Here is a 20,081-nt window from a genome sequence, read left to right as displayed (position 1 = left end):
GGGGCTGTTCGCCGCACGGGAGCGGGCCGGCACTGATCGGCGTGTGCCGATGCCGTGACGAGGGGCGCCGGGAACCGTGATGGAATCGGGGGTCATGCGCATCGGTATCCTCGCTCCCCCGTGGGCCCCGGTCCCACCCCCGCTCTACGGCGGGATCGAGCAGGCCATCGACGGGCTGGCCCGCGGGTTCGTGGCCGCCGGCCACGAGGTCGTCCTGTTCACCACCGGCGACTCCACCAGCCCCGTCCCCCGCCGGTGGGAGCTCGACCGGGCCGAGGGTTACCGGATGGGCTTCACCGTCCCTGAGCTGCGCCACGTGATGGCCGCCTACGAGGCCTTCGACGACGTCGACATCGTCCACGACCATTCCGTGATGGGCCCCGTCTACGCCCGGGGCCTGGGAGGCCACACGGTGGTCACGACCAACCACGGGCCCTTCAACGAGGAACTGACGGCCATCTACCGGCGCATAGCCGCCGACGTGCCCATCATCGCCATCTCCCACGCCCAGCGCCGGGCCGCTCCCGAGTTGCCGGTGGGCGGGGTGATCCACCACGGGATCGACGCCTCTGAGTTCCCGGTGGGCGACGGCCGGGGCGACTACTGCCTGTTCCTGGGGCGGATGAGCCCCGACAAGGGTGCCCACTGGGCGGCCGGCGCGGCCCGCAAGGCCGGGGCCCGGCTGCTCATAGCCGGCAAGTGCCGCGAACCCTGGGAACAGTCCTACTTCGACGAGCAGGTCCGCCCGCTGCTCGACGACGACATCGAGTACCTCGGCGAGGTGCTCCACGACGACAAGGTGCGGTTGCTGGCCGAGGCCCGCTGCGTTCTCTTCCCGATCCGCTGGAACGAGCCCTTCGGCCTCGTGATGGTGGAGGCCATGGCCTGTGGAACGCCCGTGCTCGCCTTCCCCGAGGGCGCCGCCCCCGAGGTCGTCGACCACGGGCGCACCGGCTTTCTGTGCGAGGACGTGGCCGAGATGGCCGACGCCATCGCGGCCGTGGCCGACCTCGACCGGGGCGACTGCCGGGCGGCCACCGAGGGCTACTTCTCGATGCGCCGCTGCGCCGAAGAGCACATAGAACTGTTCTCGGGGCTACTCGGGCGCTGAGGCCCCGCCCCCAGAGCTGTCGGCCGAGGGCACCACGGCTTGGCGCAGGGGGACGATCCCCTCGCGGCGCAGGCGGGCGCCGATCCGCACCCGGAGCTCGCGCGTGACCCGCGTGCGCTGGGCCGGCACGGTCTTGGCCGAGACCCTGATCGTGAACCCGTCCGGGCCCATCGACTCCACGCCCAGCACGTGGGCCTCCAGGACCACCGACGACCACGCCGGCTCCTGCGCCATGGCGCTGACCACGTCGGCTATCACCGACTCGGCCACGGTCATATCGGCCCCGGGCGGCAGCGAGACGTCGAGCACGGCCCGCGACCAGTCCTTGGCCGAGTTGCCCACCTTGCGGATCTCCCCGTTGGGTACGAACCACACCGTCCCGTCGTCGGCCCGCAACCGCGTGGTCCGCAGGTTGACCTCCTCGACGGTACCCGTCACGTCCACCACGGTGACCACGTCGCCCACCGCGAACTGGTCCTCGGCCAGGACGAAGAACCCCGACAGGAAGTCCTTGACCAGGGATTGGGCCCCGAACCCCAGGGCGATCCCCACGATGCTGGCCCCGGCCAGCACCGGCCCGGGGTTGATGCCCACCTTGTCGATCACCACCAGCAGGGCGACCGTCCACACGGCGATGCGCACCACGTTGGCGGCCACGCCCGCCAAGGTGGCGGCCCGCGAGGCAGTGCGCTCCGGGCTCTCGCTGTGGAAGGTCGAACGGGCCACCAGGCCCGTCACCGACCGGCGGACCACCTTGGCCAGTGCCCGGCTGACCACCAGGGCGACGGCCAGGACCAGGAGCACCTCCAGGGGGCGGACCAGCACCCGGGCCGTGTCCGCCCCGAAGTCGGACAGCCCCATCCTGCGGAACAGGCGGTAGAGGTAGTCCCCGTTCACGGCGTCACAGGTAGGGCGCAGGGTCGACGGGCGAGCCGTTCACCCTGACCTCGTAGTGCAGGTGAGGCCCCGTGCACGTGCCCGTGCACCCCACCCGGCCGACGACCTGGCCCCGCGAGACCCGCTGGCCGGGGCGGACCAGCACCGCGCTCTGGTGGGCGTAGAGGGTGGCCAGCCCCCCGCCGTGGTCGATGACGGTGGCGTTCCCGTAGCCGCCCATCCACCCCGCGGACACGACCACGCCTTCGGCCGCGGCCTGGATGGGCGTTCCCGTGGACGCGCTCAGGTCGGCCCCGGTGTGCATCCTGCGGTTGCCGAACACGGGGTGGACCCGCCACCCGAAGGCCGACGACACCCGCACGCTGGCCAACGGGGGCCCGAGGCGACCTCCGGAGGGCGAGGACGAGGCCGGAGGCTGGAACTGCTGGCGGCGGCCCAGGGACTCGGCCACGGCCGCCGACTGCACCTCGAGCTCGCGGGCCTGGGCCTCGAACTCGCCTTGGCGATGGATGATCTCCTGGAGGGCCAGGTCGTGGTTGGCGATCTCGACCGACACCTGGTGGCGGGCCGCGGCCTGGGCGTCCCGGTCGGACTGGATGGCCGCCGTCTTGGCCGACACCACGTTGCGCTCGGCTTCGGCCTTCTCCTTCTCGACGGCCAGTTCGGCCAGCAGGTCGTCGGTCTGGTCCCTGAGCCGTTCGTGGTTGACGACGGCGTCGGCCTGGGTGCCGGCCACCGCCCGCAGGTAGGACTGGCGGTTGGCCACCACCGCCATGTCCGACGAGCGCAGGACGGCGACGATGCGCCCGGAATCGGACCGACCGGTGTAGGCCGCGATGGCCTGGTCCCGCAGCGCCTGCTCGGCCCCGGCCAGTTGTTGGCGGGTCTCCTCCAGCTTGGTCTCGGTGGTCCGCTGGCGCGAGACGAGGGCACCCAGGCGGGCCTGGGCGGCCCGCAACTCGCTCTGGGCCTCCCCGAGCCGGCCGTCGAGCTCGGCCACCCGGGCGTCGAGCTCCTTCTTGCGGGCCAGAGACTCCTCGACGGCCTGGATCAGCCGGGCCTCGTCGGCCGCGCTGGAGAGCTGGGCCTCGACGGGCTCGGCCCCGGGGGTGACCGGGGTCGGGGGCCCGGCCGCGAGCACCGCGGCCAGGCCACCGACCAGCAGTAGCGCGACCAGGCGTCGCCTACCGTTACCCCCTTCACCCACCTTGCCCACTTGCGCAACGGTAGCAACAGGAGCCCCAAACTCAAACTGGGGCCGGGGAGCGGAGCGCTCAGCGCTGGGCGACGGCCAGGACGAGCCCGGCCCGGGTGCCCACGATCACCTGGCCGCCCCAGACTGCCGGGGTCGACTCGATGCACCCGCCCAGGCCGATCGACCACAGCTCGGGTGGGTCGACGGCCGTCGAGGACACGTCGTAGGCGTGCAGGAGCCCGAAGCAGTCACCCTGGAGGAGCACGCCGTCGACCACCACCGGCGACTGCCACAGCGGGCCAGGGAGCGACTTGGCCCACCGCACGGCCCCCGTCGCCCGGTCGAGGCCCACCAGGCGGCCCCCGTGGGTGGCCACGATCACCAGGTCGCGGTGCAGGGCGGGAGTGGCCCACACGCCCGCCAGCCCGTCGCGGGCCACGACCTCCTGGTCGGCGAACGACCAGACGAGGGGGTCGGCCCGGCGGGGGTCGAGCTTCATTACCTGGCCGACCTGGCGGCCCCGCTCGGTGCGGCGTTCCCATTGGGAGGCCACATAGAGCATGCCCTCGGGGTCGATGACCACGGTGGCGTCGGTGTCATCGCCCGTCCAGAACCGGAAGGTCCGCTCCGGGGCCCGGCCGGCGGCCAGACCGGAGATGTCCCAGCCCTGCACCAGGCCGCCCGAGTTGGCGAAGTACAGAGTCCTTTCCCACAGGGCCACCGAGCCCTCGATCGACACGTTGTAGTCACCGAGGGCCTCCAGCAGCTCGCTGTCCCAGCCGGGGGCGCTGAACACCAGCTCGGGCGCGGCCCGCACCAGCCCGTCGGGCCCGTAGGAGCGGTCGAGGCGCACGGCGTGCCAGTGGCTGTTCTCCCCTCCGACGAGCAGGTGGCCGTCGACCACGAGGGCGGCGCCGTCCCAGTCGTCGTTCCACAGCACGGGGCTGACGGCCGACGCCGGCAGGCTCCAAAGCTCGGTGGGGACGGGCCGGTCGATGGCGATCACCCTGAAGTTGTTGTCGCGCGACCCCACGTACACGAGGGGGTAGCCGTCGGGGTCGACGGTGACCGACCCCTTGACGAGCCCCCCGGTCTGGAGGCTGGGGAGAAGGGGGCGGCCACTGGAGGCGTCGAGGAAGTGGACGGCGCCGTCGTAGGCCCCGAAGACCACCCATGTCCGCCCGTCCCGCTCGAAGACCGCGGGCTGGCCGGTCCAGCCCGTCCCGCACCAGCGCACCGGTAGCCCTGCCTCCTCGGTCTCCGAGCACATGGGCTCGTCCGGGTAGCTCCACTGCACCCGGGGCGACGACGGCACCGGGCCCGTGCCGTAGTAGGAGCGGGTGGCGTTGCCCCGGAACGTGAGCAGGCCGCGGACCGCTGCAGGCACGGTCGTCGGTGGGGTGGTCGTCGGTGGGGTGGTCGTCGGGCTGGAGGACGTGGGGGTTGCCGGGCCCTCGGTGGTGGAGGGGCCCGGGGACGACGACGTGGTGGTGGCCGGCATGGCCACGTCGCCGGCCACGCCCGCCTGGCAGGCGGCGGCCCCGACCAGGGCGGCGAACACGACCGCCGTCCACGGTCGCCTACCGGTGATCGCCCACCGACCGGTCGCCAGGCGTCGGCCGTCCCCGGTCGCCAGCCCCCGCCCCCTCCCCCGTCCGTGCACTTCGGCCATTCTCGGCCCCCGCCGGCCCGGGTGCAACGACCACCGTCGATGTAACGCCCATGGGCCCAGTCCGGTCCTGCTAGAGATGCGGGAATGATCAGAGAGGCCCTCGGGGCCCAGCGCATAGCCGTCACGGGTTCGACGGGCTTTCTGGGCACCGCGCTCGTCGAGCGGATGCTGCGGGCCGTGCCCGGGTGCGAGCTGGTGCTGCTGGTCAGGCCGGGGCGCCGGTCCACCCCCGCGGAGCGGGCCCGGCGGGAGATCTTCGGCAACGACGCCTTCAAACGGCTCAAGCGGGAGTGGGGCGACCGCTTCGACGCCGAGGTCGAGAGCCGCGTTCACGTGGTCGGGGGCGACGTGTCCGTCGACGGGCTGGCCGTCGACGCCGAGGGCGCGGCGCTGATCGCCGGCTGCCAGACGATCATCCACTCGGCCGCCCTGGTGAGCTTCGACGCCCCCATCGACAAGGCCATGGAGACCAACCTGCTGGGCCCCAAGCGGGTCATCGACCTGGTCCGGGCGGCCGGGGCCACGCCCCATTTCATCTCCGTGTCCACCGCCTACGTGGCCGGCAACCGCCGGGGCCGGGCGCCCGAGGCCCCGCTGACCGAGACCCCGTTCTCGACCGAGGTGTCCTGGCAGGCCGAGGTCGAGGCCATCCGCCGGGCCCGGGGGGACGCCGAGGCCGAGAGCCGGCGTCCCGAGCTGCTCGAACGGTTCGCCAAGGAGGCCCGCCACGAACTGGGGGCAGCCGGCCCGCCCCTGCTGGCGGCCAAGGGCGAGCGGCTGCGCGAGCAGTGGGTGTCGGACTTCCTGGTCGAGGCCGGCCGGGCACGGGCCAAGGCCCTGGGCTGGCCCGACGCCTACGCCTACACCAAGGCGCTGGCCGAAAGGGCCGCCCTCGAGGTGTGCGGCGACGTCCCCCTGACCATCCTGCGGCCCTCGATCATCGAGTCGGCCCTGGCCGAGCCCCATCCTGGGTGGATCCGGGGCTTTCGCATGGCCGAGCCCATCATCATCTCCTACGGCCGGGGCCTGCTCAAGGAGTTCCCGGGCATCCCCGAGAGCGTCGTCGACGTGATACCCGTCGACCTGGTCGTGGCCTCCATCCTGGCTGTGGCCGCCCAGGGCCCGCCGGCTCGACCGGCCGTCTTCCACGCCTCGACGGGCGCCCGGAACCCCCTGCGCTACGACCACCTGGTCGACACCGTGCGGGAGTACTACGGCGAGCACCCCATCTACGACAACGAGGGCCAGCCCATCGTGGTAGCCCCGTGGTCGTTCGGGGGCCGGGGCCGGGTGCAGCGCCAGCTCGTGCGGGGCATCACCCTGCTCAAGGGGGCCGAGAAGGCCGTGGGCGCCCTGCCCATCCGGGGCGAGAAGGCCGAGATCAGCGGCAAGGTCGAGGAGAAGCGCATCCAGGCCCAGCGCGCCCTCGACTACGTGAAGCTCTACGGGGCCTACGCGGAGACCGAGGCCATCTTCGACGACGCCCGGCTCCGTGCGCTGTGGGAGTCGCTCGGGCCCGAGGACCAGGAGGCCTTCGGGTTCGACACCGAGGTCATGGACTGGACCGAGTACATCCTCACCGTCCACATGCCCACGGTGGTGCGCCAGGCCCGGGCCCGCACGACCGGAGGGCGCCGGGAAGGGCCGTCTCGGGAGGACAGGGCCCGCAAGTCGGTCCTCTCCGGCGAACGCCACTTCGCGGCCTTCGACCTCGAGAACACGCTGATCGCCTCCAACGTGGTCGAGTCCTACTCCTGGCTGGCCAGCCGGCGCATGGACGACGAGGAGCGGGTGCGGTTCGTGACCCGCATGCTCAGGGCCGCCCCTTCCATGTGGTCGCTCGACCGCAAGGACAGGGGCGACTTCCTGCGCCACTTCTACCGGCGCTACGAGGACGCTCCCGTCGAGCGGGTCAGGGCCGACGCCTGGGAGCTGTTCAGCTACCTGCTGCTCACCAAGTCGTTCCCGGCCGGCATCCGCCGGGTCCGCGAGCACCGCCGGGCCGGCACCCGCACGCTGCTCATCACCGGTGCCCTCGACTTCGTGATCGAGCCACTGAGGCCCCTGTTCGACGACGTCATATGCGCCCACCTGGGCGTCAAGGACGGGCGGTTCACGGGGGAACTGATCGACGCCCCGCCCACGGGCGAGGCCCGGGCCCTGGTCATCGAGTCGTGGGCCGCCGACCACGGCCTGCAGATGTCCGAGTCGGTCGTATACGCCGACTCGGCCAGCGACCTGCCCATGCTGGAGGCGGTGGGCTTCCCGGTGGCGGTCAACGCCGAGCCCAAGCTGGCCGCCATCGCCCGCAAGCGGGGCTGGCACATCGAGCAGTGGACGAAGGCCCCCGGGGCGCCCCGCCCGCCCCTGCCCCTGGCCCCCCGGCGCGCCGGGGGGGCCGGCCGCCCGGCGGCGGTCTCGGGCAGCCGGGCCCGCCCCTGATGCGCGCCCTACGCTTCGGGCACTCGCTCCCCCGCTACGCGGCCGCCCGCGTGGCCGGTTCCCTGTCCCCCGGCCTGGGGGCGCGGGTGGGCCCGCTCAAGCTGGCCGAGATCGACGAGCCCGAGCTGCCCGGGCCGGGCTGGCAGCGGGTCCGCCCCCGCCTGGCCGGCATCTGCGGGTCCGACCTGTCCACCATCGACGGCAAGTCGTCCCGTTACTTCGAACCCCTGGTCTCGTTCCCGTTCGTTCCCGGGCACGAGGTCGTGGGCGAGCTGGCCGGGGGCGAGAGGGTGGTGATCGAGCCCGTCCTGGGCTGCGCGGTGCGGGGGGTCGACCCCCCGTGCGGGGCGTGCGGGCAGGGCCGGGCCGACTGCTGCGAGCGGCTGGCCTTCGGCGACCTGGGCGCGGGCATGCAGACCGGCTACTGCTCGGGGACGGGCGGGGGGTGGTCGACCTCGCTGGTGGCCCACGACAGCCAGGTCCACCCCGTGCCCGAGGCCATGAGCGACGAAGCCGCCGTGATGGTCGAGCCGGCGGCGTGCGCCATCCACGGCGTGCTCGGAGCGGGCCCTCTGACCGGAGCCACGGTGCTGGTGCTGGGGGCCGGGACCCTGGGCCTGTGCGCCGTCGCCGCCCTGCGCCGCTACACGGGCCCGGCCACGGTCATCGCAGTGGCCAAGTACCCCGAGCAACGGGCGCTGGCCGCCGACCTGGGAGCCGACGTGGTCGTGCGCCCCGAGGAGACCAGGCGGGCCGTACGCCGGGCCACGGGCTCGCTCAAGCTGGGCGACCGCCTGGCGGGCGGGGCCGACGTGGTCGTCGACTGCGTGGGCAGCGCCTCGTCGGTGGCCGAGGACCTGGCCGTCGTCCGCCCCGGGGGCGTCGTGGCCCTCCTGGGCATGCCGTCGGTCGTCAGCGTCGACATGACCGCGCTCTGGCAGCGCCAGGTCACGCTGCGTGGGTCCTACGCCTACGGGTTCGAGGCGGCCGCCGATCCCCCGCGCCGCACCTTCGACCTGGCCTTCGAGCTCGTGGCCGAGGCTGGCCTCGACCGCCTCGTCTCGGCCACCTACCCGCTCGACCGCTACCGTGAGGCCATCGACCACGCCGCCAACGCCGGCCGCCGAGGGGCCGTCAAGGTGGTCTTCGACCTGCGAGGAGAAAAACGCCGGTGACCCGACCCCCCCTCGCGAAACCTGCGCGGGATTCGTGGGCATTTCGCCCACTATTCCCGCGCGGGTTTCGCGCCCTGCCCGCCGCCGGGGGCCCACGGTGAGCACGCACCGCGAGCACACGCGGCCCGGGTTCGTCCTCGAGGTCGACCGGTCGACGCCGCCCATCCTGTTCCACGCGGGCGAGGGCTTCCACCTCGAGAAGCTGCCGGTGGGCAGCCGGGTCGTCTACCCCAACGAGGCCCTGCCCGCCCTGGAGGACCCCGACGCCGCCGTCCGCCACGCCCTGCTCAACCCGGTGGGCGACTCCGAACCCCTGCCCGCCCTGCTGCGGCCGGGCATGCGCCTGACGATCGCCTTCGACGACCTCTCGCTGCCCCTGCCCCCCATGGCCCGGCCCGACAACCGCCAGCGGGTCATCGAGGCGGTCCTGGAGATGGCGGCCGCGGCTGGCGTGGACGACGTGGTGCTGATCGCCGCCCTCGGCCTTCACCGGCGCATGACCGAGGCCGAACTGCGCCACGCCGTGGGCGACCGGGTCTACGACGCCTTCGCCCCCCACGGCCTGCTGACCCAGCACGACGCCGAGGACCCCGACAACCTGGTCGTGGTCGGCCACACGGCCGAGGGCGAGCTGGTGGAGATGAACAAGCGGGCGGCCACCAGCGACCTGCTCGTCTACGTGAACATCAACCTCGTGTCCATGGACGGCGGGCACAAGAGCCTGGGCACGGGCCTGACCACCTACCGGAGCCTGCGCCACCACCACAACGTCCACACCCTCCAGCACAGCCGGTCGGTGATGGACCAGACGAAGTCGGCCTTGCACTCGTCCAACTGGCGTATGGGACGGCTCATACGCAGCTCGGGGATCAAGGTCTTCCAGATCGAGACGACGCTCAACACCGACACGTTCCCGGCTGCCTTCCGGTTCCTGCAGCGCCGGGAGTGGGAGTGGACGGCGCGTGACCGGGCGTCTTACTTGGCCGTCAAGAAGTCGCTCGACCGCACCCCCCGCTCGATCTCCCGCCCCATCTTCCAGGCCATCCGCGCGCCCCACAAGATGACCGGGGTGACCGCCGGCGAGGTCGAGGCCGTGCACGCCATCACCACCGAGGCCGTCTACCGCCAGCAGATGGTCGCCGTCGACGGCCAGGCGGACGTGCTCACCATGGGCCTGCCCTACATCTGCCCATACAACGTCAACTCGGTGATGAACCCCATCCTGGTCATGTGCCTGGGCCTGGGTTACTTCTTCAACCTCTACCGGGGCCAGCCCCTGGTGCGCCCGGGCGGGGTGGTCATCATGAGCCACCCCACGCCCTGGGAGTTCCACCCCGTCCACCACCCGAGCTACATCGACTTCTTCGAGCAGGTCCTGAGCGAGACGACCGACCCCAAGGAGATCGAGAAGAAGTTCGAGGAGGACTTCGCCACCGACCCGTGGTACATCCACCTCTACCGCACCAGCTACGCCTACCACGGCGTCCACCCGTTCTACATGTGGTACTGGGGCGCCCACGCCCTCCAGCACCTCGCCCCCGGCGGGGTCATCATCATGGGCGGTGACCCCAAGGCCGTGCGCCGGCTCGGCTTCAAGCCGGCGTCGACCCTGCGCGACGCCCTGGAGATGGCCGAGGACATCGTGGGCCGCGACCCCCGCATCACCCACCTGCACGCCCCACCCCTGATGATCGCCGACGTGACCGGCCCGTGAAGGGCCTGCGCCTGCGCGCCCCGTTCCCGCTCGGCTCGCCCACGTGGCCCACGACCGTGCCCCGGCCGCCGGTGGAGAGCCGTACCGGGCTCGACTACGACACGTCGTGGGCGCGGCGCTACCCGGCCCGCCTGGCCCGGGCCGTGATCGTCGACGACGTGATCCGGCCCATCGTCCACCTGCTGGGCTCGCCCACGGTGGCCGGCCTCGACCGCATCGAGCACCTCGACGCCCCTGTGATCTTCGCGGCCAACCACCAGAGCCACTTCGACACGCCCCTTCTGCTCTCCACGCTCCCGCCCCGGTTCCGCCACCGAACGCTGGTGGCCGCCGGGGCCGACTACTTCTTCCGCAGCCGGCCCATGGGCACCATCTCCGCCCTGTCGATCGGGGCCATCCCGGTGGAGCGCTTCCGGGTCAACCGGCGATCGGGCGACCTGTCGGTCGCGCTCATCGAGGACGGCTGGAGCGTCGTCATCTTCCCCGAGGGGGGACGTACGCCCGACGGCTGGGCCCGCGAGTTCCGGGCCGGGGCCGCCTACCTTTCGTTGCGCAGCGGGGCACCCATCGTGCCCGTGCACGTCGAGGGCACCCGCCGGGTGTGGAAGAAGGGCCAGAACATCCCCCTGCCGGTCAAGCGGGACGAGGCCGTCACCGTGACCTTCGGGGCCGCCATCCGCCCCGAGCCGGGCGAGGACACCCGCCGCCTCGGGGCCCGTGTTCAGGACGCGGTAGCCGTGCTGGCCGACGAGGCCGCGTCGGACTGGTGGACGGCCCGGCGCCGGGCCGCCGAGGGCGCCACCCCTGCGATCACCGGCCCCGGTGCGGGAGCCTGGCGCCGCTCCTGGGCCCTCAAGGAGAAGCGCCGCCCCCTCTCCTCCACCGCCAAGTCCTGGCCCTAAGCCGGCGTCCCCCGAGGGGCTTCGCGCCAGCTGAGTCTATCGGCCTCATGGCGGTGACGTACTTGTTGGACACGAGCGTTCTCACCCGGCTCCGCCACCCGGCCGTGCGCTCGCGCATCGAAGCCCTCGACGCCGCCGGGCTGGCCCGCTCCCCCATGACCGACCTCGAGATCGGGTTCTCGGCGAGCACAGCTTCGGACTGGGACCGGCTCATGGCCGCGGTGGCAGCCTTCCCACTCGTCGACATCGAGCCCACCCACTTCGCTCGCGCTCGCAAGGTCCAGCGGCTGCTAGCCGACCGCGGCCTCAAGGGTCGGAAGGTGCGTGATCTGCTCATCGCCGCCGTCGGGGAGACGACGGCGCGAACCGTGCTCCACTACGACGCCGACTTCGACCACATCTCGGCTGTGACCGCTCAAGCCACCCAATGGGTTGTCCCGCCGGGAACCGTCGACTGACGGCGCGTCCCGAGGACTATCGAGCCGGCTGTTGCGGTCAGACCTTCAGGAGGTACTCGGGGGACGCGACCAGGGCGGCGAAGAAGGCCTCCTGGCGCATGCCATTTGTGATCTGGTTGGACCACACGAGCACTTCGTTGGCTGATGCCGGCCGCCCGAGGTACCACGAGAACCCGACCTTGACGACGTTCTGGCGGGCCACGGGCGAGGTCGTGAAGGCCAAGGCGACCGTGTAGCGGCTCATGCCCTTGTTCATCTGGTCGACCCAGAAGGCACGGGCATTGGCGTCGACGGTCCCGATGGTGAACAAGCACAAGGCGTCGACGAAGGCGGCTGGCGTGCCGCCTCGCCGGGCGTAGAACTCGTCGGAGCCGATGATCGCCATCTGCACCCACTCCCACAGCCACCCGGCGCCGACCAGGCCCACCAGATGGTCGATCTCTGCGCCGGACGCCGGCCGGCCTAGGTAGGCGCGGTAGTACACGTCGACGGCCGTCCGCCGGTACTCGGTGCTGGCGAACAGGGCGTTGACCATCTGGGCCCGCGTGATTCCGAGAGTGAAGGCGTTGAGCCAAGCCGTCTTCTCGATGGCCGCAGGGGGCCGCCCGAGGATGTGGGCATAGGACGAGTCCACGAACCGGGCCGACTGCGACTGCCCGGGCGGGACGGTCGTTGTGGTTGTGGTCGTCGGCGGGACGGTCGTGGTCGTCGGCGGGACGGTCGTGGTCGTCGGCGGGACGGTCGTGGTGGTCGGCGGGACGGTCGTGGTGGTCGGCGACGGGACGGTCGTGGTGGTCGTCGGCGGGACGGTCGTGGTGGTCGTCGGCGGGACGGTCGTGGTCGTCGGCGGGACGGTCGTGGTGGTGGTCGGCGGGACGGTCGTGGTCGTCGGCGGGACGGTCGTGGTGGTGGTCGGCGGCACGGTCGTGGTGGTGGTCGTCGTGGGAGACGGGACCTGGCCCGACGAGCTGGTCAGGAACGCGCTGTTAGCCGTGTTCCAGTGGGTGGCCAGCCAGGTGCCCGGTACCGGGGCGGTGGAGAAATAGTCGTCGTTGTTGCAGTCGAGGCGGACCTCGTTGGAGCTGGGGCACAGGTAGCGCATCTGCACGCCCACGGCGTCGGTGTAGCAGAGCCGGTCGTACTCGTCGGTGCAGTGGCCGTTGGCGGTGGCGTTGGGGGCGGTTGGCTGGACCGAGCCCAGCGTGTGGACGAGCTCGTGCAACTCGACCGAGTTGGCCGAGCCCCAGCACGCCCGGTCGACCCGGGCCACCATGCCGGGCACCTGGGAGATGCCGTTGTTGGGGTTGTCCTGGCCGGGGCGGTCGTCGTTGTAGACCTGGGCTATCCCGCAGTAGACGTTGGAGTCCATCCACACCATGTACTTGCGGTCGCTGCGGTTGTGGCCCAGGGCCCGAAGCTCGTTGATGGTATTGGTGAAGGTGTCGTCCCCGGCTGACGACAGGGTCACATTGAGCACAGTGGGCACACACGAGGAGTCGTGGACGAAGCGGATGTGCCGCACTCCCCCGGTCTGGGCCGCGCTGAGGTTGACCATGTCGTCCATCTGGGCGGCCCACAGCCGGATGTTGGCCACGAAGCTGGAGTAGCGGTCGCTGTTGTTGGAGGGCCGGGCGTAGACGAGCTGAACGCGCTTGCCCGTCACGCCGTCGCCCTGGCAGGCCATGGTGGACAGGGCGGCGGTCTCGGCGCTCACCGAAGGTACGGGCGCCGGCTCGCGCACGTCGATGTCCACCGGCGCGGGGTCAGGGCCGTGCGTGCACGAGGTCTCCCCCGAGGCCAGGCGCAACTCGAAGGCTCCCTTGCAGGCCTCGTCGGGCAGGCTGGGGCGCAGGCCGTCGAACACCAGGCCGCGCGCCCGCTCGTTGGCCGGCCCGTCGAGGAACGGCCCGGGCGCCACGAAATCGGGTACGGGGCCGGCCGCCTGTGATGGCGACTGGGCGGCCGACCCCACCCCCGTGCCGAGGACCGCGACTATCACCAGGACAGATGCAAGGGCGGTGCACCTGGGTCGGCGACGGGCGTGGTCTGGTGGCACCTTCCCCTTGTCGGCCGCCGGGCCCCAGACCTTTACCCCGCCCGGCCCAGCTCCCGGCCCGGGTATCCTGGGGCGGTCACCGGAGTAGGCAGCGTCGCCTCTTCGACGAAGAAGCCCGCCGGTGCCCCACCGTCCCCGCCCTGCGTTCCCCGCGCCCTGACCCGAACGAGGTAGGCCCGCCCATGGCTCGCGAGCTAGACGCCTGTGGGATCGGCTTCGTCGCCGACGCCCACGGCCGGTCGTCCAGAAGTATCGTCACCGCCGCCCTCGGCGGCCTGGCCTGCGTGCGCCACCGGGGGGCCCTGGCGGCCGACGCCCGCTCCTCGGACGGTTCCGGCCTGCTCGTGCCCATCCCCCCCGCTCTCTTCGGCCAGGGGGCGGGCCTGGCCATGCTCATGGTCCGCGGTGACGACCCCCGGGCGGCCGTCGAGGCCGCGGCCCAAGCCGAGGGCATGGCGGTGGCCGAGTGGCGCACGCCCCCGACCGACGAGGACGTGCTCGGTGACATGGCCCGCGGCAGCCGTCCCCGGTTCCTCCAGGCCGTGTTCTCGGCCCAAGAGGGTGAGGACCCCAAGGGGGCGGCCGCTGAGCGGGCCGCCTTCCGCCTGCGCCGGCGCATCGCGACCACCGCTCCCGGCACCTACGTGGCCTCCTGCTCGTTCCGGCTGGTGGTCTACAAGGGCCTGGTCGTGGCCGACGCCTTGGCCGACTACTTCCTCGACCTGGCCGACGAGCGGTTCGAGGCCCCGTTCGCCATCTTTCACCAGCGGTTCTCGACCAACACCCTGCCCACGTGGGAGCGGGCCCAGCCCTTCCGCATGCTGTGCCACAACGGCGAGATCAACGCCCTGGCGGGCAACGTCAACCGCATGCGGGCCCGCGCCCGGCTGGGCACGGTGGAGGTTGGCCTGGGCGACGAGGCCCTCTTCCACCCGGTCGTCGACCCCGAGGACTCCGACTCGGGCAACCTCGACTCGGTCGTCGAACTGCTGACCAGGGCCGGGCGGGACGTACGCCACGCCGTGGCCATGGCCGTGCCCGAGGCCTGGGAGGGCGAGCGCGACCTCGACCCCGAGGTGCGAGGCTTCTACCGCTACCACGCCTCGCTCATGGAGCCGTGGGACGGGCCCGCCGGGCTCGTGTTCACCGACGGGCTGGGCGTGGGGGCTTCGCTCGACCGCAACGGCCTGCGCCCCCTGCGCTGGTCGGTGTGCGACGACGGGTTCGTGGCCGTTTGCTCGGAGTCGGGCGCCATCGACGTGTCGGGCCACGGCCAGGTCAAGCGAGGCCGTCTCGGTCCCGGGCAGATGCTGTTCGTCGACCCCAGCCGGGGTTTCCTCGACGACGACCACTGCAAGCAGCGTCTGGCGGCCGCCGGTCCCTACGCCCGCTGGGCAGCCGACGGCGTGCGAGAGATCTCCCGGGGCCGGCCCATCCTGCAGACGGCCGACGGCGACGACATCGAGCGCCGCCAGGCCATGTTCGGCTACGCCCGCGAGGAGCTGGCCATGGTCCTGCGGGCCATGGCCAACGACGCCAAGGAGCCCACCTACTCGATGGGCGACGACTCGCCCCTCCCCCACCTGGCGGGCCGGCCCCGCACCATCCACCACTACCTGCGCCAGCGCTTCGCCCAGGTCACCAACCCGCCCATCGACCACCTGCGCGAGCGCCTGGTCATGAGCCTGCGCACGCTCCTCGGGCCTCGCCACCCGGTGCTCACCGAGAGCCCCGAGGCCGCCCAGTTGCTCGAGCTCGGGTCGTTCTTCGTCTACCCGTCGCTGATCGTCGACCTGCTGACCGGCGCCAGTGGGTTCGAGTGCGCCCACCTCGATGCCACCTTCGCGGTGGCCGATGGCCCGGGCGGCCTGCGGTTGGCCGTGGAGGGCCTGTGCGAGGCGGCTGTGGCCCGAGCCCGGGAGGGGGCCGCCTTGTTGGTCATCGACGACGCGGCTGTGAACGACGACCGCGCCCCTGTGCCTGTCCTGCTGGCCACCGGGGCCGTCCACCACCGGCTGGTGGCCGAAGGCCTACGCTCGGACGTGAGCCTGATCGTGTCGGCCGACGAGGCGCGCGACGTGCACTACGTCGCCTGCCTGCTCGGCTACGGTGCCGACGCCATCTGCCCGGGCCTGGCCCTCGAGACCGTCGCCCGAGAGGCCGACGAGAACGCCGACAGCGAGCTGTCGGGGCCCGAGGCCCAGCAGCGCCTCCAGTCGGCCATGGAGGACGGCGTGCTCAAGGTCATGTCGAAGATGGGCATCTCCACCGTCGACTCCTACCGGGGTGCCCAGATCTTCGAGGTCGTGGGCCTCGGCCCCGAGGTGGTCGAGGTGTGCTTCGCCGGCACCCCGTCGGTGGTCGGCGGCATCGGCTGGGCCGAGCTGGGGGGGGACGTCCTGGCCCGCCACGCCGACCAGCGCATGGGCGACGGGGGGTACTACCGGGCCCTGAAGAAGGCGGGCGCCGAGTACCACACCCACAACGACCCGGTGGTCAAGGCCCTGAACGAGTTCACGGCCGCCCACCTGCTCCAGTCGGCCCTGCGGGACGGGTCCAACGAGACCTACGACCGCTTCGCGGCCCTGGTCAACGGCCGGCCCCCCACCGAGCTGCACGACCTGCTGGAGATGGTCCCGGCCGCCCAGCCTGTCCCCCTCGACGAGGTCGAACCGGCCGCCGCCATCACCCGGCGGTTCTCCACCGGGGCCATGTCCCACGGCGCCCTCAGCCGGGAGGCCCACGAGACCCTGGCCGAGGGGATGAACCTCATCGGCGGCAAGTCCAACTGCGGCGAGGGGGGCGAGGCCCGCTACCGCTATGCCACCCGGGGCCAGGCCACGGGCGACAAGAACAGCCGCATCAAGCAGATCGCCTCGGGCCGCTTCGGCGTCAACGCCGAGTACTGCGCCCACGCCGACGAGCTCAACATCAAGATGGCCCAGGGCTCGAAGCCGGGCGAGGGCGGCCAGATCCCCGGGGCCAAGGTGAGCGAGGAGATCGCCACCCTTCGCCACACCCAGGCCGGCATCGGGCTGATCTCGCCGCCCCCTCACCACGACATCTACTCGATCGAGGACCTGGCCCAGCTCATATACGACCTCAAGCAGGTGAACGGCAACGCCGACGTGTCGGTGAAGCTGGTGGCCGAGGACAACGTGGGCACCATCGCCGCGGGCGTCACCAAGGCCCTGGCCGAGGTCGTGCACATCTCGGGGGCAAACGGCGGCACCGGGGCGTCGCCCCTCATGTCGATCAAGCACGCGGGCATGCCCTGGGAGCTGGGCGTGGCCGAGACCCAGCGGGCGCTGATCGACAACGGCCTGCGGGAGCGGGTCCGGGTGCGGATGGACGGCGGCCTACTGACCGGTCGCGACGTGCTGCTGGCCGCCCTGCTGGGCGCTGACGAGTACTCGTTCGGCACAGCCGCCATGATCGCCGAGGGCTGCATCATGGCCCGGGCCTGCCACAAGGACACGTGCCCCACCGGCATCGCCACCCAGCGCCCCCACCTGCGGGCCAAGTTCACGGGCACGCCCGAGGGCGTGGCCGCCTACATGCTGTTCATCGCCGAGGAGGTGCGCCGGGGCCTGGCCGCCCTCGGCTTCCGCACCCTCGACGAGGCCATCGGGCGCGTCGAATGCCTGCGCCAACGGGTGGTGGAAGGCGACGACCGGTCCAACAGCATGGACCTGACCCCGCTGATCACCCCGCCCGCCGACCCCGAGGCCGTGCGCCACTTCGTGGCCCACGTGCCCCTCCAGCGGCCCCGCTCGACCCTCGGGGACCGCCTGCTGGCCGACGCCTACTACGACGTGTGGGACGGGGCCGACGTCGAGCTGCGGTACCCGATCCGTAACTCCGACCGCACGGTGGGCGCGGCGCTGGCCGGCGCGCTGTCCTTGGAGTTCGGCAACACGCCCCCGCCGGGCACGGCCTCGGTGCGCTTCGACGGCACCGCCGGGCAGAGCTTCGCCGCCTTCCTGTCCCACGGCATCGAGCTCGAACTGGTGGGCGAGGCCAACGACTACGTGGGCAAGGCCATGTCGGGCGGGCGGGTGGTAATCCGCCCACCGGCCAACGACGCCGGCGGCACCCCCGTTCTGGCCGGCAACACCTGCCTCTACGGGGCCCAGGGCGGCGAGCTCTACATCGCAGGGGCGGCCGGCGAGCGCTTCGGGGTCCGCAACTCGGGTGCCCTGGCCGTCGTCGAGGGCGTGGGCGACCACGTGTGCGAGTACATGACGGGCGGCACCATCGTCGTGCTCGGGCCCGTGGGCTACAACGTCGGCGCGGGCATGACCGGGGGCCAGGCCTTCGTGTGGGACCCCGACGCCCGCCTCACGGCCCGCCTCAACCCGGCCATGGTCGAGGCCGCCCGCCCTGACACCGACCTGGTCGAGGAACTGCGCTGGACCGTCGAGCGCCACCACGAGCTCACCGGTTCGCCCCGGGCGGCCGCGCTCCTCGACAGCTGGGACGCCACCGTCGAGGACATGTGGCTGGTTGCCCCCGTCGACCGCATCCGCCGTATGGAAGCCCAACGCGCCGGCCGGGTGGCCGCCAGCGCGTAGTCGCCCGGGCCCGGCCAGGCCGGGCCCGGTCAGGCCGGGCTCGGTCAGGCCGGGCGGGCGGGGTCGCTCAAGGCCACACCCGCGGCCGCCAGGCGGTGGGCCGCCAGGCGGGCCTGCTGGTCCTCGGCCCGGGCCACCAGCGCCCCGAAGTCGTACCCGGCCAGGCGAGGTTCGGTCGAGGCCGCCTCGGCCAGCGCCTCCCACAGGTCCCGCTTGCCCCGGATGCCCATCGAGAGGGCCTCCATCTCCAACAGGACGGCCAGGCCCTCGGAACCGACGACCGAGCGGCTCAGGCGCGCTTGGGTGAGCTTCTCGGCGAACGCCCCCAGCACCTGCTTGACGCCTTGGCGGCGTACGCCCAGGGACTCGGCCAGGCCGGCCAGGGTGTCGCGGTCGGCTTCGATGTCGGCCACGAGGTCGTCGAGGGCGCCGCCGGCCACCGACGAGATGTGACGAGCCAGCTCGCAGCCGCCGTTGGCGCCCGACAGGTGGTCGTTCAGGTACGTGCCCAAGGGATCGTTCTCAGCCACGGCTGAGAGCTACCCCGCTCCGCCGGCCCTTATGCGCCTGCTCTGATGGAGCCGGTGGTCTGTTCGCCGCTGGAGGGCCCGGCTACACAGACCAGGCGGCGGGCGCCGTCGTTCCAGGCGTCGTCGCTCGGGGTTATGTACTTGTCGGCCAGGTTGAGCTGCTCGAAGGGCACGCCCGTGTAACCCTGGAACTGGGCCAGGCACAGCGGGTTGGCATAACGGACGAGCTCGTCCTGGCCCGGGAACTCCTCGTTGGGCCCGGCCGGGTGGTCGAGCACGGCGTACACCTCGAGGTGGTGGGCCTCGGCGCAGTCGACGGTCTTGACGTTGTTGAACCGACCCGACGGCTCCTGGAAGCAGTTGCCGGGCTGCAGCTCGGAGTACTTCACGCCCCCCGAGTCGCGGCCCAGGAGGGTCAGGAGCAGGACGATTACGCCGGCCACCACCACGGCCACGGCCACGATGATCCCGATGGTCTTGCCTTTGCCGCCCTTGTCCCTGTCGGGGCCGGGGGCGGGCCGCGGGGCGCTGGGCGGCGGCATCGGCTGGGCGGGCGGGAACACCGGCGGCGGGGTGGCCGGGGGCGGTGACTGGGCCGTCGGCTCCCAGCGCGGCGGCGTGGGCGGCAGGGAGGTGTCGGTGCCGAGACCGGGCATCTCGGACGTCGCCGGCCCCGAGTCGTCGGGCGGAGGAACGCGGGGCAACAGTGGGGCGGGGCGCGAGGCCGCGGCACGCTTGGCCGCCGGGCGCTTGGCCCCCCGCTTGGCCGCGGGAGCGGGCGGCACCTCGTCGTGCTCGTCCGCTTCGTCGGCCCCTTCCTCCACCTCGTCGGGCTCAGGCTCGACGACCGGGGCCGGGCGGGACCGGGCCGGGGCGGCCATGGGCGGCGGCGCACCGCCTTCGATCTGGGCGGCGGCGGCCGAGAGGCGCTCCCGCAGCGAGAGCAGGCCGCCGGTCCGGGGAGGCGGGCTGGGGGCCGGGGGCTCGTCGTCCTCGAGCTCGTCGTCCTCGAAATCGTCGTCCTCGAGATCGTCGTCCTCGGAGCCGGACGTGCCGGGCAGCTCGACCTCGGGTGTGTCGTCGGCCCAGCCGACGATCTCCTCGCCGCGCTCGTCCTCGTCGAGCTCGACCCCGACCACGGGGGCGGGCCGGGCCTCGACGGGAGCGGTGGCCGTGCGCCGGCGGCGGGGCGCGGGGGTCTGGGGCGCGGAACGGGGGGTGCGGCCGGCTCGGCTGGTGGTCGGAGCCTCCCGGCCCACGGGGGGCGGCGTCCGCTTACGAGCCGGCACGGCCGCCGGGGCCACCTTCGGGGACCGGGCCGCCCGCGTGGCCTTGGCCGCGGTGGTGGCCTTGGC

The 20,081-nt window shown here is 72.6% G+C and carries 13 protein-coding genes; 7 read left to right on the top strand and 6 right to left on the bottom strand.

Translation table 11 applies throughout. The features are described from left to right. Positions 1-94 precede the first annotated feature (94 nt). On the top strand, positions 95-1,111 hold the full coding sequence (locus AB1673_00065) for a glycosyltransferase family 4 protein (GenBank protein MEW6152371.1): 1,017 nt from the start codon (positions 95-97) through the stop codon (positions 1,109-1,111). On the opposite strand, the gene AB1673_00060 is transcribed toward AB1673_00065, so the two are convergent. Genes AB1673_00060 through AB1673_00050 form a run of 3 tightly spaced genes read right to left on the bottom strand, consistent with a single transcriptional unit; the run spans position 1,097 to position 4,866 of the window. Next, on the bottom strand, positions 1,097-2,008 hold the full coding sequence (locus AB1673_00060; GenBank protein ID MEW6152370.1) for a mechanosensitive ion channel family protein: 912 nt from the start codon (positions 2,006-2,008) through the stop codon (positions 1,097-1,099). The two genes, AB1673_00065 and AB1673_00060, sit on opposite strands and share 15 nt — an antisense overlap. A 4-nt stretch (positions 2,009-2,012) precedes the next feature. Continuing rightward, the gene (locus tag AB1673_00055) at positions 2,013-3,224 is read right to left on the bottom strand and encodes a peptidoglycan DD-metalloendopeptidase family protein (protein ID MEW6152369.1); all 1,212 of its coding nucleotides are present in this window, start codon (positions 3,222-3,224) and stop codon (positions 2,013-2,015) included. Between the two features lie 58 nt (positions 3,225-3,282). Then, positions 3,283-4,866 (bottom strand): PQQ-binding-like beta-propeller repeat protein, encoded by a 1,584-nt coding sequence (locus AB1673_00050; GenBank protein MEW6152368.1) that lies wholly within the window; start codon positions 4,864-4,866, stop codon positions 3,283-3,285. Positions 4,867-4,959: 93 nt separating this feature from the next. On the opposite strand from AB1673_00050, the gene AB1673_00045 reads away from it, so the two are divergent. From AB1673_00045 to AB1673_00025, 5 genes are all read left to right on the top strand, one after another. Continuing rightward, a complete protein-coding gene (locus AB1673_00045; protein MEW6152367.1) occupies positions 4,960-7,317 on the top strand; it encodes an HAD-IB family phosphatase in 2,358 nt (785 codons plus the stop codon). Next, positions 7,317-8,492, top strand: a complete 1,176-nt coding sequence (locus AB1673_00040) for a zinc-binding dehydrogenase (protein ID MEW6152366.1) — start codon at positions 7,317-7,319, stop codon at positions 8,490-8,492. The genes AB1673_00045 and AB1673_00040 overlap by 1 nt, the downstream gene beginning before the upstream one ends. A gap of 97 nt (positions 8,493-8,589) precedes the next feature. Then, complete coding sequence (locus tag AB1673_00035) at positions 8,590-10,206, top strand: lactate racemase domain-containing protein (GenBank protein ID MEW6152365.1); 1,617 nt, start codon at positions 8,590-8,592, stop codon at positions 10,204-10,206. After that, complete coding sequence (locus AB1673_00030) at positions 10,203-11,108, top strand: lysophospholipid acyltransferase family protein (protein MEW6152364.1); 906 nt, start codon at positions 10,203-10,205, stop codon at positions 11,106-11,108. The genes AB1673_00035 and AB1673_00030 overlap by 4 nt, the downstream gene beginning before the upstream one ends. A gap of 47 nt (positions 11,109-11,155) precedes the next feature. Next, positions 11,156-11,566 (top strand): PIN domain-containing protein, encoded by a 411-nt coding sequence (locus AB1673_00025; GenBank protein MEW6152363.1) that lies wholly within the window; start codon positions 11,156-11,158, stop codon positions 11,564-11,566. Between the two features lie 37 nt (positions 11,567-11,603). Here the strand turns inward: AB1673_00025 and AB1673_00020 are convergent, their stop codons facing one another. Beyond that, positions 11,604-13,565, bottom strand: coding sequence for a DUF4214 domain-containing protein (locus tag AB1673_00020; protein ID MEW6152362.1), 1,962 nt, complete (start codon positions 13,563-13,565; stop codon positions 11,604-11,606). 239 nt (positions 13,566-13,804) lie between these two features. Here AB1673_00020 and gltB point away from each other — a divergent pair, with 239 nt between their 5' ends. Continuing rightward, entirely contained in the window at positions 13,805-18,196 is a 4,392-nt protein-coding gene (gltB, locus tag AB1673_00015; GenBank protein MEW6152361.1) for a glutamate synthase large subunit, read from the top strand. Between the two features lie 44 nt (positions 18,197-18,240). On the opposite strand, the gene AB1673_00010 is transcribed toward gltB, so the two are convergent. Together AB1673_00010 and AB1673_00005 are read right to left on the bottom strand one after the other, a co-directional pair. Then, positions 18,241-18,726, bottom strand: a complete 486-nt coding sequence (locus AB1673_00010) for a hypothetical protein (protein MEW6152360.1) — start codon at positions 18,724-18,726, stop codon at positions 18,241-18,243. A gap of 29 nt (positions 18,727-18,755) precedes the next feature. After that, on the bottom strand, positions 18,756-20,081 hold a 1,326-nt coding region (locus AB1673_00005), incomplete at its 5' end, for a septum formation family protein (GenBank protein ID MEW6152359.1).

The sequence above is a fragment of the Actinomycetota bacterium genome (genome assembly GCA_040754375.1).
In the GTDB taxonomy this organism is placed as follows: Bacteria; Actinomycetota; Acidimicrobiia; order Acidimicrobiales; family AC-14; genus JBFMCT01.
This window is presented reverse-complemented; position numbering and strand designations above follow the sequence as displayed.